Source organism: Azospirillum sp. UENF 111221 (assembly GCF_058780625.1).
The window spans coordinates 2,038,493-2,053,805 of record NZ_JBSNCH010000005.1 but is presented as its reverse complement, the minus strand read 5'-3'; the positions used below and the strand labels follow the sequence as shown (position 1 = coordinate 2,053,805).

Here is a 15,313-nt window from a genome sequence, read left to right as displayed (position 1 = left end):
GGCGTCGATTACGCGCCCACCTCGTCCGTCCAGACCCGGAACTCCGTCAGCGTGTTGGGGCCGAAGGTGTGGGTGAGCGGCACATCGGCCGCATCGCGCCCCTGCGCGATCAGGATGCGCCCGATCCGGGGGGCGTTGTTGCGCGGGTCGAACACATGCCAGCGGCCGCCCAGATAGACCTCCATCCACGCCGCGAAATCCATCGGCCCATAAGGGGGCGGCAGCCCGATGTCGCTGATGTATCCGGTGCAGTAGCGCGCGGGAATGTTCATCGCGCGGCAGAAGGCGATGGCGAGATGGGCGAAGTCACGGCAGACCCCGCGCTTCTCGGCATAGGTCTGGGCGGCGGTCCGCGTCGGGCGCGAATGCTCGTAGCCGAATGTCACGTGGTTGTGGACGAAGTCGCAGATCGCCTGCACCCTGGCCCAGCCCGGCGCCGTGCCCGCAAACATCCGCCATGCCTCGTCCGACAGGACATCGGTCTCGCAATAGCGGCTTCCCAGCAGGAACAGCAGCGTGTCGGCCGGCAATTCGTCGACGCGGTGCTGGACGGCGCCGGGATCGACCGGGTCGAACGCCCCGCTGTCCCGGATGATGCTGTCGGCGCTGATGGTGACGGGACCGGCGGGCGCGACCAGCCGGCTGCACCAGTTGCCGAAGCTGTCGCGATAGCCCTGGATCGGCGCCGGAACGCTGGTGACGATATGGTCTGGCCGCTCCAGGTCGCCGACGCGGGAGTAATGCACGTTCAGCATCACGATCATGGGGGTAGGGGCGGGAAAGCTGAAATTCAGCTGGTAGCCCAGGCGTATGCGCATGAATGCCCTCCGATGAAAAAGCGTGCTGGCGCTGCCGGATACAGGTGTCGCCTCCGAGGCTGAAGAAGATCGAGGGAAAAGGATACTTATTTTATGGTATCGGCCGGCCAGCCTGGCAGGAATGGAAAATAAAAAAGGGCGGACCACACCGGCTCCGCCCGTTCTTTTCGCGACCTGCCTGAAAAAAGAGCAAACTTCCCAAACCGGCGGCACTGCGCGCCACCATCCGGCATCAGAAGATCACGCCATGATCCTTGCCGAAGGTCTTCAGCTTGTCGCGCAGGCTGTGGTCGGCACCGGTATAGAGCCCGCTCATATATTGCCGCAGGGCGGCGACGTCGAGCGAGCGCAGCATGGTCTTCACCGGGCCGACGGACGGCGGCGACATCGACAGGGTGCGGAAGCCGACGCCGATCAGCGCCATGGCGTCCAGCGGCCGCCCCGCCATCTCGCCGCAGATGCTGAGCGACACCTTGTGCCGGCTGCATTCGTCGACCAGACGGCGCAGCACGCACAGCATCGACGGCGACAGCGGGTCGTAGCGGGTCGAGGTGCGCGGGTTGCCGCGGTCGGCGGCGAACAGATACTGGGTCAGGTCGTTGGAGCCGACCGACAGGAAGTCCAGCTTCGGCAGCAGGGCCGGGAGTTGCCACAACAGCGACGGCACCTCCAGCATCGTGCCGACGCGCAGGCTGCTGGGCGCCTCGATCCCCTGGGCGGCAAGGCGCTTCAGCTCCAGCTCCAGCAGGCGGCGGGCGCCGTCGAACTCCGCGACCTCGGCGATCATCGGGAACATCACCGACAGCGGCCGGCCGGCGGCGGCCAGCAGCAAGGCCCGCAGTTGCTGGCGCAGCAGCGACGGGTGGTCCAGCCCGATGCGCACCGCACGCCAGCCCAGCGCCGGGTTCTCCTCCTCGCCGCCGGTCATGTAGGGCAGCATCTTGTCGCCGCCGACATCCAGCGTGCGGAAGACGATCGGCTTGTGGCCGACCTCGTCCATGATGCGGGAATAGAGGGTCGTCTGCGCCGTCACGTCAGGATATGACGCCCGGACCATGAAGGGGATTTCGGTGCGGTAGAGCCCGACGCCCTCCGCCCCGCTGGCGGTCAGATGCGGCAGGTCGATCAGCAGGCCGCAGTTCAGCTGGATGGAGATCGGCACGCCGTCGCGCGTCACCGAGGGCAGGTTGCGGATCTCCGCATACATCTGCTCCTTGCGGTGCTGCAACGCCACCGCCTCGCCGAAGGCCATCTGGATGTCTTCGGCCGGGCGGATGAAGACCGAGCCATGGTCGCCGTCGACGATCAGCTGGTCCAGCGGCTCGATCCGGTTCAGCGCGTCGGCGGCCTGAACCACCGGGATGTTGAGCGCGCGGGCGACGATGCAGACATGGCTGGCCGGCGACCCCTCCTCCAGCAGCAGGCCGCGCAGGCGGGTGCGGTCGTAATCCAGCAGCTCCGCCGGCCCCATCGAGCGGGCGACCAGGATCATGTCGTCCGGCAGGGTGGCGCCGTCGGTGGTGCCGGTCTTGCCGGCCAGATGTTGCAGCAACCGGTTGGTCAGATCCTCGAAATCCATCAACCGTTCCCGGATGTAGGGATCGGTCAGATGGCTCATGCGGGCGCGGGTGTCGTTCTGGACCTGCTGCACCGCCGCTTCCGCGGTCAGGCCGACGCGGATCGCCTCGCGGATGCGCGACAGCCAGCCGCGGTCCTCGGCGAACATCCGGTAGGTCTCCAGGATGTCGCGCGGCTCGCTCAAGCCCGCCAGCGACGCCGCCTCCAGCAGATCGTCGATGGCACTGTGCATGGTCTGGAGCGCCGTGTTGAAGCGCTCCAGCTCGGCATCGGCGTCCTCCGCCACCATCTGGCGGACGGTCAGCTGCGGCCGGTGGATGACGGCGAGGCCCATGGCCAGCCCGGCGCTCATCGCCGTGCCCGACAGGCGGGCCGGCGCCAGCACGGGGTCGCCGGTGGTGGTGACCTCGACCGGGTTGACCAGCTCGCTCTGCGCCACCAGTTCGGCGACGACCATGGCGATGGTCTGGAGGGTCTCGACCTCCTCCTCGACATAGCGGCGGCGGTCCTTGTGCTGGATCACCAGCACGCCGCGCACCTTGCTGCCGCGCAGGATCGGCACGCCGGCCAGCGACTGGAACGGATCCTCGCCGGTTTCCGGACGGTAGGCGAAGCTGGGGTGGGAGGGCGCGTTGTCCAGCGCCACCGGGCGGGCATGGCCGGCGATGTAGCCGACGATGCCCTCGCCCACGCGCAGGCGGGTGTTGTGGACGGCGGTCTTGTTCAGGCCCTCGGTGGAGAACAGCTCCAGCACCTCGCCGGCGCGCATGACGTAGCAGGAGCAGACGTCGGCCTTCATCTCGGCGGCGATCAGCGTGACGATCTTGTCCAGCCGGTCCTGCCCCGACCCCGACCCGGCCATGATGTCGCGCAGCCGGGCGAGCAGCCGGCGCGACGAGGTGCCGTCGAAGCGGGGATGCACACCCCCGCCCATACCGCCGTCACCGGCTGCCGTGTCGAGGGTGTCGGTCATCGCTACAGCGCTCCCACCGTCGGCTCCGTCATCACGCTTAACGATGCCTCATCCATCGCCCGCCGTGCCAGCGCCGATTCGGCCTGGGCGATCAATTCGGCCAGGATTTCGGCCACCGGCTGTTCGCGGGTGACCAGCCCGACGCTCTGCCCGGCCATCAGGGAGCCGCTTTCCACGTCGCCCTCGATCACCGCGCGGCGCAGCGCGCCAGCCCAGAAATGCTCGATCTCCAGCATGCCCTCGTCGCGGCTCATCGCGCCGGAATCGACCCTGGCGATGACGTCGCGCTGGAACTCCATGAAACGCTTTGACGCCTCGTTCGCCAGCGCGCGCACCGGGATGACGGGGAAGCGCGGGTCGATCTGCACCGACGGCTGGGCGTCGCGGGCGGACGCCCGGATGAAGGCCTGCTTGAAATTGGCATGGGCCACGCATTCGGTGGCGCAGACGAAACGGGTGCCGACCTGCACGCCGGCGGCCCCCAGCTCCAGATAGGAGAGGATCGTCTCGCCCCGGCCGATGCCGCCGGCGACGAACACCGGGACCTCGCGCAGGTCGGGCAAGATTTCCTGCGCCAGCACGGTGGTTGAGACCGGGCCGATGTGCCCGCCGGCCTCGGTTCCCTCGATCACCAGCGCGTCGGCGCCATGCTTCGCCAGCCGCCGGCCGGCGGTCAGGGTCGGGGCGAAGGCCATCGCCTTGGCCCCGCCATCCTTGATGCGGCGCAGGGTGGCGCCGGTCGGCAGCCCGCCGGCGACGACCACATGACCGACCGCCTGCTCGCGGCAGACGTCGATCAGCTGGTCCAGCGCCGGGTGCATGTTGATGAGGTTGACGCCGAACGGCTTGGTCGTAAGCGCGCGGGTGCCGGCGATCTCAACCGCCAGCTGGTCCGGGGCCATCGAGCCGCAGGCCAGCACGCCGAAGCCGCCGGCATTCGAGATGGCGGAGACCAGATGCCGTTCCGACACCCAGCTCATCGCACCGCCCATCACGGCGGTGCGGGTGCCGAGAAAGTCCCGGCCCCGCTGCCAGAGCCGGTCGAGCCGGGCCGATGCTGCCGCCGCGTAAGATGTGGCGTCGGTCATGGCCGGCCCTCTCCTGATGTTCCCGTCCCCGGCACCCACCTTGCGATCAGGCGGCGTCCAGGCCGTAGGCGGTGTGCAGGGCGCGCAGCGCCAGCTCCGCATACTCTTCGGCGATCAGGACCGAGATCTTGATCTCCGAGGTCGAGATGACCTGGATGTTGATGCCCTTGTCGGCCAGCGCCTTGAACATGCGCTGGGCGACGCCGGCATGGCTGCGCATGCCGACGCCGATGACCGACACCTTGACCACGTTGGCATCCGACACGATGCGCTTGTAGTTCAGGGTGGACTGCGCATCCTCCAGCACCTTCACGGCGCGGGCGATGTCCGCCTTGCCGACGGTGAAGGTCATGTCGGTGGACTTGCCGTCTTCCGACACGTTCTGGACGATCATGTCGACGTTGACGGCGTTGTCGGTCAGCGGACCGAAGATGGCGGCGGCGACGCCCGGCTGGTCGGCGACGCCCACCAGGGTGATCTTCGCCTCGTCGCGGCTGTAGGCGATGCCGCTAACAACTTCCTTTTCCACGATCTCGTCCTCGTCAACAACCAGGGTTCCGGGAAGCGAACTGCCCGCCGCCGCTTCGAAGCTCGACAGCACCTGCACGCGCACGCGGTGGTTCATCGCCATCTCGACCGAGCGGGTCTGAAGCACCTTGGCGCCTTGCGAGGCCAGCTCCAGCATCTCCTCGTAGGTGATCTTGTCGAGCTTGCGCGCCTTGGTGACGATGCGCGGGTCGGTGGTGTAGACGCCGTCCACGTCGGTGTAGATGTCGCAGCGGTCGGCCTTCACCGCCGCCGCCAGCGCCACCGCCGAGGTGTCCGAGCCGCCGCGGCCCAGCGTGGTGATGCGGCCATGCTCCGACACGCCCTGGAAGCCCGCGACCACGGCGACTTCGCCGGTCTGCAGGGACTTTTCCATCTCGGTGGTGTCGATGGAGACGATGCGCGCCTTGCCGTGCGTGTCGTCGGTGCGGATCGGAATCTGCCAGCCGGCCCAGGAGCGGGCGGGAATGCCGAGCGACTGCAGGGCGACGGCCAGGAGACCGGAGGTCACCTGCTCGCCCGACGCCACGACCGCGTCATATTCGCGGGCGTCGTGCAGCTTGTCGATTTCGTTGCAGTATTTGACGAGCTGGTTGGTCACGCCGGACATCGCCGACACGACGACGGCGACCTGATGCCCCGCCTTCACCTCTTGCTCGACCTTCCGGGCCACGTTCTTGATGCGGTCGATGTCGCCGACCGACGTGCCTCCGAACTTCAGGACGATCCGCGCCATACCTCACACCATGTCTGGCCGCCCGGTCATGCCGTCTGGATCTCGCCATCTGGGTCATGCGGGTCGGCTGTGCGCACCCCCGCTCCACCGTTGCCGGCGCGGGGCGGCGTATCCATACTCCGTCGCTGGAAGCGAGGCAAGTTGCCCGCGCCCGTCCCGCCTCACAGTTTACGGATTTTCACCATGACCGCCTCATCCTCCGCCTTCCCGCACGCGTCCGCAACCGCTCCTGCCGGCGGAATTGGCGGCGGAACCGTGGATCCGGAGGATGTCGCCCGCTTCTCCGCCATCGCCGCCGAGTGGTGGGATCCGGCCGGAAAGTTCAAGCCGCTGCACCGGCTCAACCCGCTGCGCCTGACCTACATCCGCGATGCCGTCTGCAGGCGGCTGGGCCGCGACCCGCTGGCGCCGAACCCGCTTGCCGGCCTGCGCATCGTCGATATCGGCTGCGGCGGCGGGCTGCTGGCGGAACCGCTGGCGCGGATGGGCGCCACGGTGGTTGGGGTCGATGCGTCGGAGAAGAACATCAAGACCGCCGCCACCCACGCCGCCGAGACCGGCACGACGGTGGACTACCGCGCCACCACCGCCGAGGCGCTGGCGGCCAGCGGCGAGACGTTCGACGTGGTGCTGGCGATGGAGGTGATCGAGCATGTCGCCGACGTGCCCCTGTTCGTGAAGTCGCTGTCCGACCTGCTGGCGCCGGGCGGGGTGCTGTTCCTGGCGACGCTGAACCGCACGCCGAAGTCCTTCGCGCTGGCCATCGTCGGGGCGGAGTACATCCTGCGCTGGCTGCCGCGCGGCACCCACAACTGGCGCCAGTTCCTGCGCCCGTCCGAACTGAACGCCATCGTACGCCCGTACGGCCTGAGCGTACGCGACCTGACCGGCATCACGTACAACCCACTGAGCGACGAGTTCCGGCTGAACGCGCGTGATCTGGACGTGAACTACATGGGCTGGGCGGAGCGGGGGTGAGGGGCGCGGGCGCCGGAAGCCGACGCCGTTTCATCTCGACCGTCATTCCCGCGCAGGCGGGAATCCAGCCGCTTCAGCCGCTTCACTGCGGAGTTTCCTGGATCCCCGCCTGCGCGGGGATGACGACCGACGGAGGGCCGGTATTGAAAAGCGCCGCGTGCCCTCAATCCTCGTACATCGCGTCCAACGGCAGAGAGAGGTCCAACGCGGCCAGCATGACCGGACCGTCGCGCACCACATCGACGGTCCAGCCGCTGCCGTCGCGGCGGTAGACCTCGACCAGACGCTCGCTCTGCGAGACCAGCACGATCTCGCGCAGGGATGGGATTCTTCTGGTAGTTGGTCCGCTTCTCGCGACGGTCGATGGCTTCGGTGCTGTCGGACAGCACCTCCACGACCAGCACCGGGTCCTTGACGACATACGGGTCGTCGTCAGCGGCACAGGTCGCCACGATGTCGGGATAGTAGTAGGCGTTCGCCGCCTCCACCCTGACCTTTACGTCGTTGGTGAACGCATCACAGCCACGACGCAACGCCGCCTGCCGGATCGCATACCCGAGGCGCGCAACGATCCGTGCATGGTTCAGGCTCGCGCCGACCATGGCAAAGATCTCGCCATCGACATATTCGTGGCGGACCTCGGCGCTGCGTTCGGCGGCGAGGTAGTCCTGCGGCGAAATCCAGGGCTTGCGCTGTGGGTTTCCCATGGCCTTGGCCCCCGTCAAACAAGTCGACTCGGTCCAGTGTAGCAGCCCGTCCGTTCCGACACTAATTGGTGTTGAAGCACCAAAGAAAAAGGGCCGCGCACGAATGTGCAGCGGCCCTTTCGGCATACCATTCCCCTCACCGGCGGCCCGTCAGTTGGACGGGCTCGGCTCGTGCTGGGTCAGGAGCGCGTACATCGCGTCGCCCGACTGGGCTCCGCGCAGCTTCTCGCACATGGACTGGTCCCGCAGAAGACGCGAGACGCGGGCAAGGGCCTTCAGATGATCGGCTCCCGCCTGTTCCGGGGCGAGAAGGAGGAAGATCAGGTCGACCGGCTGCTCATCGATCGCATCGAAATCGATGGGCCGCTCCACACGGGCGAAGACGCCATGGACACGGTCCAGGCTGGACAGCTTGCCGTGCGGGATGGCGATGCCATGCCCCACGCCGGTCGTGCCCAGCCTTTCGCGCTCCAGAAGCACGTCGAAGATCGCCCGCTCGTGCTGACCGGTCAGCTCGGACGCTTTGCGCGCCATCTCCTGCAGGGCCTGCTTCTTGTTGCCGGCCTTCAGGTTCGGGAGGATGGCGTGCGGAGAAATGAGGTCGAGCATGACGCTTCTTGACCGGCGAGACGGGTCGGCGCCGTCAGGCGCCGGCCTTCTCCGCCGGGTCGACCCAGCCGATGTTCCCGTCGGCGCGACGGTAGACCATGTTCAGGCGGCCATGCGCACCGTTGTGGAACATCAGCGCCGGAGCCTGCGCCAGCTCAAGGCGCATCACCGCCTCGCTGACCGACAGGGTGGCGATGCTCGTCTCCATCTCGGCGACGACCATCGGGTTCGCGGCGCCGTCGGCGGCAGCCTCGACCTCGTCGTGATGCTCCTCGGTCTCGGCTTCCAGCACCCGGTAGCTCGCCGGGAGGGCGGCGCCGTTCTCGGCCGCGTGGTGGTCGCGCAGGCGGCGCTTGTAGCGGCGCAGGCGCTTGGCCAGCTTCTCGCAGGCGATGTCGAAGGCCGGATAGGGTTCGGTGGCGTCGCCCGCGCTCTGCAGGACGATTCCGCGGCCGACATGGGCCTGGATGTCGGCCTTGTAGAGGTGCGCGTCCTTGGTCAGGATCACGTTCGCTTCGATCGGCTTGTCGAAGTACTTGCCGACCACGGCGTTCAGGCTGTCGGCCACATGGGTGCGCAGAGCGTCACCCACATCGAGCTGCTTGCCTTTGACGGAGAGTTGCATGGTGGAACGTTTCCAATATTGGTCCGCTGGGGACGGTGTAGACACGACGTCCGAAGATGTCGGGCTCATAGATGCTGATCCGCCGCTTGCGGGCCGGGACGATAGGCAAGGGTCACCGGACTGTCAATCGAGCCCTCCCCCATCGAACCCGCTTACATGCGTGACATCTTGGCACGGCGTCGCTGCACCGATGACGGTATTTTCATCGCTTCACGATACTTCGCGACAGTCCTTCGCGCAATGTCGATCCCTTCCGCCCGCAGAATCTCCACCAGTTTGTCGTCGGACAGCACATCGTCGGGCTTCTCGGCATCTATCATGGTTTTGATGCGGTGCCGAACCGCTTCTGCGGAATGGGATGCCTGCCCGTCCGCCCCCTGGATTGCGGAGGTGAAGAAGTATTTCAGCTCGAAGACGCCGCGCGGGGTCGCCATGAACTTGTTGGTGGTGACGCGGCTGACTGTGCTTTCATGCATGCCGATGGCCTCCGCGATGTCACGCAGGATCAGCGGTCGCAGGTGCGAGACGCCATGGATGAAGAACGCATCCTGCTGGCGGATGATCTCGCTCGCCACCTTCAAAATGGTGGTGGCGCGCTGGTGCAGCGACTTGACCAGCCAGTTGGCCGACTGGAACCGCTCGGAGATGTATTCCTTGTCGGCCTTGTTGCGGGCGCCGTCGGAGATGCGGGCGAAATAGCGGTGGTTGACCAGCACCCGCGGCAGCGTGTCCGGGTTCAGGTCGATCAGCCAGCCGCCGCCGGGATTGGCCCGCATCAGGATGTCGGGGGTGACCAGCTGGGCCGGGGTGTGGTCGAAGGCCAGCGCCGGCTTCGGGTTCAGCTTGCGGATGTCGACGACCATGTCGGCGACGTCCTCGGCATCGACGCCGCAGACCTTCATGATGGCCGGCAGGTTGCGCGCGGCCAGAAGCTCCAGGTTGTCGAGCAGCGCCGCCATCGCCGGGTCGAGCCGGTTCTTCTCGCGCAGCTGGATGGCCAGGCATTCCTTCAGCGAGCGGGCGAAGATGCCGGGCGGATCGAAGCGCTGGCAGGCGGCCAGCACCCGCTCCACCCGGTCGGCACCGCAGCCGAGCTGCTCGGCCAGCGCCTGGGCGTCGAAGCCGATCAGCCAGCCGGCCTCGTCCAGCATGTCGATCAGGGCCAGCCCGATCAGCTGGTCGCCCAGGTCGGGCAGGTCGATCTTCAGCTGCTCGGTCAAATGGTCGCGGAGGTTCTTCTCGCTGGTCAGCGTCGCTTCGAGGTTGCTGTCGTCATCCTCGAAGCCGCTGCGGCCGCCGCGCTCGCCGTAGGAGCCGTAGACCTCGCTGCCGCCGTCCGAGCCGTCGGAGAAGCGGTCGTCGCTGTAGACATTCTCGAAATCGGTGTCGAGCGGCGACTCCGACGAGGAGGCCATCGTGTCCGACGAGGTCATCTCCACCGTGTCGCGGGTGCGTCCGTCGCTGGGGGCCAGACCCGGCCCGTCATCGCGGCCGTTCAGCCCGTCGACGCTGAGGCCGTTCGCCTCCATGCCGCCGGGGCCGTCCAGCCCGCCCGGAACATCGCCGCCGTCCGCCGGTCCCGCCGGATCGCTGCCGCCGTCGGCCGGTCCGCCGTCACGCTCCAGCAGCGGGTTCTGCTCGATCTCGCGGTCGACGAAGTCCGACAGTTCGATGTTCGACAGCTGCAGCAGCTTGATGGCCTGCTGCAGCTGCGGCGTCATCACCAGGGTCTGGGCTTGTCGAAGGTCGAGACGTTGAGCAAGCGCCATGGCTGTGGAACCGGAACCAGTGGAAACGGAGGGCTACAGACTGAAGCGGTCACCGAGATAGACCCGGCGAACCCCCTCGTGCGCCACGATCTCGTCGGGCCGTCCCTCCATTAGTACCACACCGTCGTGCAAAATGTATGCCCGATCGACGAGGTCCAATGTTTCACGCACATTGTGGTCGGTGATCAGCACGCCGATGCCGCGGTCGCGCAGGTGGCCGACCAGCTCGCGGATGTCGTTCACCGCGATGGGGTCGATGCCGGCCAGCGGCTCGTCCAGCAGGATGAAGTGCGGCTGCCCGGCCAGCGCGCGGGCGATCTCCACGCGCCGCCGCTCGCCGCCCGACAGCGCCAGGGCGGGGGAGCGGCGCAGATGCGTGACCGAGAACTCGGCCAGCAGCTCGTCCAGCATCGCCTCGCGCGCGTCGCGGTCGCTCTCGACCACCTCCAGCACGGAGCGGATGTTGTTCTCCACCGTCATGCCGCGGAAGATCGAGGCCTCCTGCGGCAGATAGCCGATGCCGAGCCGGGCGCGGCGGTACATCGGCAGCGCGGTGATGTCCTGGCCGTCCAGCGTGATCGTGCCGGAGTCGGCGGCGATCAGCCCGGTGATCATGTAGAAGCAGGTGGTCTTGCCGGCGCCGTTGGGGCCGAGCAGCCCGACCGCCTCGCCGCGCTGGACGCTGATCGAGACGTCGCGCACCACCGGCCGCTTCTTGAACGACTTGCCAAGATGCTGGGCCACCAGCCCTTCGGTCGGGACGGATGCTGCGGCGATGCTGCCGGCAGAAGCGGCGCCGGGCCCGTTCGCGGTCAGCACGGTCACTGCTTCTTGCCCGCGGGCGCGCCGGGCCCGTTCTTCTCGCCGGGAATCAGCAGGCCGCTGACCCGGCCGCCGGCGTCGCGGCCGGCGATGACGCGGTTGATCTTGGTGTTCATGTTCATCTCGGCGGCTTCGCCGTTCAGCTGGTTGTCGCCGCGGGTGATCTTCACGTTGCCGATCAGCACCGCGACATTGTCGGCGACCGAATAGACCAGCTTGTCGGACAGCGCCACGTCGGTGGGGGTGGTGACGACGATGTTGCCGGACCCGTCGATCCGCTCCATCTGGGTGGTGCCGTCCGGCATCTTCTTCAGCCGGCCGATCAGCACGTCGGCGCGCAGCCGGTCGTTGCCGCGCACCGCCACCGCGTCGCCGCGCGCCACGGTCAGGTCCTGCGCCTCGTAATATTCCAGGCTGTCGCGGGCGGTGACCACGTCCTTGGTGGTGATCAGCCTCAGATCCCGGCCGGTGACGACGGCGACCTGCTTGTCGACGTCATAGACGCCGTGGTCGCCATAGACCTGCTGGGTCGGGCTGACGATGCGGACGTTGCCGTCGGCCACCAGCTGGAACACCTCGTTCCCCTTGCCCGGGGTCTCGCGGTAATAGGCGGTCAGCACGTCGGCGAAGACGGTCGAGTCGTTGCGCTTGGCCGACGCGTTGCCGCGCGCCACATAGGCGCGGACGTCCTGGTGCCATTCGATCGCCTGGTCGGCGTTGATCTCCACCGGCTGCTTGCCGCCCATGCCGGGCAGGCCCTGGGCGAAGGCCGGAGCGGAGATCGGAGATGCGAAAGCGAAAAACCCGCCGGCCAGGATGGCCGACAGGGTCAGGGCGGTACAAAAGGGGGCGGTACGGAGTGTTGGGGGACGGATTGGCGACCGTTTGGACGTCACGGCTTCTTGCTCCCGGGGCGCTCGGCGGCCTGGACCTCGGCCTTCGACTGGTTGAGGAAGACGACATTCTTGCCGCGGTCCGTCATGCGGAAGCCGATGGCGTTGATCTCGCCCTGCGGACCCTGGCCGGTCACCGCCTTGTCGCCCCAGGCGTTGCCCTTGCGGATGTCGGCCTCGGCCTCGCTGGTGGTGAACTCGTTGCCGTCGTCGCGCAGCACATGGACGTTGCCGCGCATCAGCAGGATGCCGGTGGCCTGGTTGTACCAGCCCTTGTCGGACCGCATGGTCACCCAGGTGCCGGTGGTCTCCGTCATCTCCGCCTGCGGGTCGTCCAGCAGGACGATGTCGGGCTGGTCGGCCGACTTGTCGGCCTTGGCCGCCACCAGCGAGAAGGGCTGGTTGTGCTCGTCCAGGCTGAAATAGCGCGGCTTCAGCATCTCGCTCTGCCCGGCGTCGGCGCTGACGCGGGCGCTCTGCGGGCTGTTCAGCGACGGCCAGGCGGCCAGCAGGGCCACCATCGCCAGCGCCGCCGCCGGCAGCACGAACTTCATTGCGGAAACGAAACGGCTGTAGACCCGGCTGACCGGACGGGTGTCGCGCCGCCGGTGCGCCCGCAGCGCCGCCGGCGGTTCGGCGGCGGCCGACAGGCGGCGGTCCGGCGCGCGAAGGTTCGGCGCACCGGCAGCGGACAGGCCGCCGATGGAGCCTTGCCCGCTGCTCGGGGCGGCGGGGGCGGTGCGATCAGGGCTGCGCAGGTCGTCCAGGCTCAAATCCTCGTCCCTCCGGCTCGGCGCTTCGCTTCCATCATGGACAGAACAATCGTCAGGCCGCACCGGCGCGCAGGACATCGTGGATGTGCACGATGCCGAGCGGCCGGTCGGCCTCGATCACGAACAGGGTGGTGATCTTCTTGTCGTTCATCTCGCGCAGCGCTTCGACGATCAACGCCTTGGGGCGGATGGTCTTGGGCCGCGGCGACATGATGCTGTCCGCGCGTTCCGCCAGAAGCTCCGGCGTCAGATGACGGCGCAGGTCGCCGTCGGTGATGATCCCGACCAGCGCGCCGGCATCGTCGGTCACCCCGACGCAGCCCAGCCGCTTGGCCGTCATCTCGAAGATGACGTCGGACAGCGGCGAGTCAAGACGGCACAGGGGCAAATCCTCGCCCTTGTGCATGATGTCGGTGACTTTCAGCAATGCGCGGCCCAACTGGCCGCCGGGGTGGAACTCGCGGAAATCGGCGGCGGAGAAGCCGCGCCGTTCCAGCAGGGCCACCGCCAGCGCATCGCCCAGCGCCAGCATCATGGTGGTGGAGGTGGTGGGCGCCAGCCCCAGCGGGCAGGCTTCCGGTTCCGGCGGGATGACCAGCGCCACGTCGGACTGTTCGGCCAGGGCGGAGGCGGCGCGCCGCGTCATGCCGATCAGCGGAATGCCGAAGCGGCGGGTGTAGGCGATGATGTCCGCCAGCTCGTGCGTCTCGCCGGAATTGGACAGCGCCACCACCGCGTCGATCTTCGCGATCATGCCGAGGTCGCCGTGGCTCGCCTCGCCCGGATGGACGAAGAAGGCCGGCGTGCCGGTGGAGGCCATGGTGGCGGCGATCTTGCGGGCGACATGGCCCGACTTGCCCATGCCGGTGACGATCACGCGGCCTTCGATGCCCTGCAGGATGTCGAGCGCCCGCAGGAACTTGCCGTCGAGGCTGTCGGCCAGCGCCAGCAGCGCATCGGCCTCGGTCCGCAGAACGCGGGTGGCGCAGGCGAGATCGCGGTTTTCCACCGGGCTCGACTCCGTCGAAACGGCCTGGCTGCCGGCGAGGCTGGACGTAATGACACTGGTCAAGGCTGTGATGCCTTCCATTCGCAAGGCCCGGCGATGGGCCGTTCACAAAGACGGCGCCTGCCCGGAGGACTCCCGGACAGGCGCATCAGGCAGTATGCCCACCGGCGGACGCCGGGTCAAATCAACGCCCGGTCAGCCCCCTCTCCTCCCCGCTTTCGCGCAAACGAAGTTTGCGCTGTCGCGACAGGCGGACCGAAGGTCCGCTGAGAGCGGGGAGAGGGATTCCTCCCGCCATTTGAAGCACCAAAGACGCCCGCTGTCAGTGCGCCAGAATGTCCGGGGTTTCCCAGCCGCCGAGGTCCAGCTCGCCGCGGGCGGGCAGGAAGTCGAAGCAGGCCTGGGCCAGGTGGGTGCGGCCCTCGCGCGCCAGCATGACGTCCAGCTTCGCCTTCAGGTCGTGCAGGTGCAGCACGTCCGACGCGGCGTACTTCATCTGGTCGGTGGTCAGCTCGGGCGCCCCCCAGTCGGAGGACTGCTGCTGCTTGGAGATCTCCACGCCCAGCAGGTCCTTGCACAGGTCCTTCAGGCCATGGCGGTCGGTGAAGGTGCGGACCAGCTTGGAGGCCACCTTGGTGCAGTAGACCGGCTGGCAGCTGACGCCCAGATAGGCCTTCATCACCGCCACGTCGAAACGGGCGAAGTGGAACAGCTTGGTCACGGTGGGATCGGTGAGCAGGCGCTTCAGGTTCGGCGCCTCATACTGGCCGGGGCGGAACTGCACCAGATGGATCGCACCGTCGCCGGCCGACAGCTGCACCAGGCAGAGGCGGTCGCGGTGGGGGTTCAGCCCCATGGTCTCGGTGTCGATGGCGACGCAGTTGTCGCGGGCGCCGGCGCCGAGGTCGAGGCCGTCGGGGAGGTCGCCGTCATGAAGGTCGATGGGCATGGTCGCGTCCCGGGGTGGTCAGGCCCCCGGCCATGGACCCTAGAAACGACGAACGCCGCTCTGCACGTCCTCCTTCTCGATCGAAGGAGCTGTGCATGCGGCGCAGCCGGGTAGAAAGAAATGGTGCCCAGGAGAAGACTCGAACTTCCACGACATTTCTGCCACAGGTACCTGAAACCTGCGCGTCTACCAATTCCGCCACCTGGGCTCGGTGCTCGGTGTGTGGGCGGTTGTTTAATGATCCTTCCGGGGGGCGTCAACAGCTTTTTTCCGGCCCCTTCATTTTTTTGCCGCATCGCGGGTTTTCGCCCGCGGAGCACCGGCCGCGGCGATGCAGTCCCTAGATTGGGCGCGGTCCATTCGCTATAAGCAGGACCGCAGTTCCAGCAGTCCTTTATGGCGACACACAGTCGGACGACGCGCGGGGGCGCGCGCAAAAA

14 protein-coding genes, 1 tRNA gene and 1 pseudogene are annotated in these 15,313 nt (G+C 67.6%); 1 reads left to right on the top strand and 15 read right to left on the bottom strand.

The window, feature by feature from the left end:
- Positions 1-8 precede the first annotated feature (8 nt).
- The 4 genes from ACWPN3_RS24465 to ACWPN3_RS24450 all read right to left on the bottom strand — a co-directional run bounded on the left by ACWPN3_RS24465 (position 9) and on the right by ACWPN3_RS24450 (position 5,739).
- Complete coding sequence (locus ACWPN3_RS24465; protein WP_109095951.1) at positions 9-818, bottom strand: transglutaminase-like domain-containing protein; 810 nt, start codon at positions 816-818, stop codon at positions 9-11.
- Between the two features lie 232 nt (positions 819-1,050).
- Positions 1,051-3,369: a phosphoenolpyruvate--protein phosphotransferase gene (gene ptsP, locus ACWPN3_RS24460; RefSeq protein WP_376957971.1), complete on the bottom strand. Its 2,319-nt coding sequence runs from the start codon at positions 3,367-3,369 to the stop codon at positions 1,051-1,053.
- A gap of 2 nt (positions 3,370-3,371) precedes the next feature.
- Entirely contained in the window at positions 3,372-4,457 is a 1,086-nt protein-coding gene (locus tag ACWPN3_RS24455; RefSeq protein ID WP_109095952.1) for an NAD(P)H-dependent flavin oxidoreductase, read from the bottom strand.
- 46 nt (positions 4,458-4,503) lie between these two features.
- Positions 4,504-5,739 (bottom strand): aspartate kinase, encoded by a 1,236-nt coding sequence (locus ACWPN3_RS24450; protein ID WP_109095953.1) that lies wholly within the window; start codon positions 5,737-5,739, stop codon positions 4,504-4,506.
- A gap of 183 nt (positions 5,740-5,922) precedes the next feature.
- Between ACWPN3_RS24450 and ubiG the strand changes: the two genes are divergently transcribed.
- The gene (ubiG, locus tag ACWPN3_RS24445) at positions 5,923-6,717 is read left to right on the top strand and encodes a bifunctional 2-polyprenyl-6-hydroxyphenol methylase/3-demethylubiquinol 3-O-methyltransferase UbiG (protein WP_492239827.1); all 795 of its coding nucleotides are present in this window, start codon (positions 5,923-5,925) and stop codon (positions 6,715-6,717) included.
- A 163-nt stretch (positions 6,718-6,880) separates the two neighbouring features.
- Here the strand turns inward: ubiG and ACWPN3_RS24440 are convergent, their stop codons facing one another.
- The 11 genes and pseudogenes from ACWPN3_RS24440 to ACWPN3_RS24390 form a co-directional block, all read right to left on the bottom strand.
- Positions 6,881-7,024, bottom strand: a complete 144-nt coding sequence (locus ACWPN3_RS24440; protein ID WP_492261913.1) for a hypothetical protein — start codon at positions 7,022-7,024, stop codon at positions 6,881-6,883.
- Positions 7,025-7,094: 70 nt separating this feature from the next.
- Positions 7,095-7,424, bottom strand: a pseudogene (locus ACWPN3_RS24435) (Uma2 family endonuclease); the annotation flags it as partial.
- Between the two features lie 150 nt (positions 7,425-7,574).
- A complete protein-coding gene (ptsN, locus tag ACWPN3_RS24430; protein WP_109095955.1) occupies positions 7,575-8,033 on the bottom strand; it encodes a PTS IIA-like nitrogen regulatory protein PtsN in 459 nt (152 codons plus the stop codon).
- 34 nt (positions 8,034-8,067) lie between these two features.
- Positions 8,068-8,658: a ribosome hibernation-promoting factor, HPF/YfiA family gene (gene hpf / locus ACWPN3_RS24425; RefSeq protein ID WP_109095956.1), complete on the bottom strand. Its 591-nt coding sequence runs from the start codon at positions 8,656-8,658 to the stop codon at positions 8,068-8,070.
- Between the two features lie 152 nt (positions 8,659-8,810).
- Entirely contained in the window at positions 8,811-10,427 is a 1,617-nt protein-coding gene (gene rpoN, locus ACWPN3_RS24420) for an RNA polymerase factor sigma-54 (RefSeq protein ID WP_492239825.1), read from the bottom strand.
- A 33-nt stretch (positions 10,428-10,460) separates the two neighbouring features.
- Positions 10,461-11,252 (bottom strand): LPS export ABC transporter ATP-binding protein, encoded by a 792-nt coding sequence (gene lptB / locus ACWPN3_RS24415; RefSeq protein WP_109095958.1) that lies wholly within the window; start codon positions 11,250-11,252, stop codon positions 10,461-10,463.
- Positions 11,249-12,145 carry an LptA/OstA family protein gene (locus ACWPN3_RS24410; protein WP_492239824.1) on the bottom strand — a complete coding sequence of 299 codons (897 nt, stop codon included), beginning with the start codon at positions 12,143-12,145 and terminating at the stop codon, positions 11,249-11,251. Before ACWPN3_RS24410 ends, lptB begins: the two co-directional genes overlap by 4 nt.
- Positions 12,142-12,915, bottom strand: a complete 774-nt coding sequence (gene lptC / locus ACWPN3_RS24405; RefSeq protein ID WP_247872776.1) for an LPS export ABC transporter periplasmic protein LptC — start codon at positions 12,913-12,915, stop codon at positions 12,142-12,144. Before lptC ends, ACWPN3_RS24410 begins: the two co-directional genes overlap by 4 nt.
- Positions 12,916-12,967: 52 nt before the next feature.
- On the bottom strand, positions 12,968-14,005 hold the full coding sequence (locus tag ACWPN3_RS24400) for a KpsF/GutQ family sugar-phosphate isomerase (RefSeq protein ID WP_492239823.1): 1,038 nt from the start codon (positions 14,003-14,005) through the stop codon (positions 12,968-12,970).
- Positions 14,006-14,246: 241 nt separating this feature from the next.
- On the bottom strand, positions 14,247-14,873 hold the full coding sequence (locus ACWPN3_RS24395; RefSeq protein ID WP_109095959.1) for a ribonuclease D: 627 nt from the start codon (positions 14,871-14,873) through the stop codon (positions 14,247-14,249).
- 121 nt (positions 14,874-14,994) lie between these two features.
- A tRNA-Leu gene (locus ACWPN3_RS24390) sits at positions 14,995-15,081 on the bottom strand.
- Positions 15,082-15,313 lie beyond the last annotated feature (232 nt).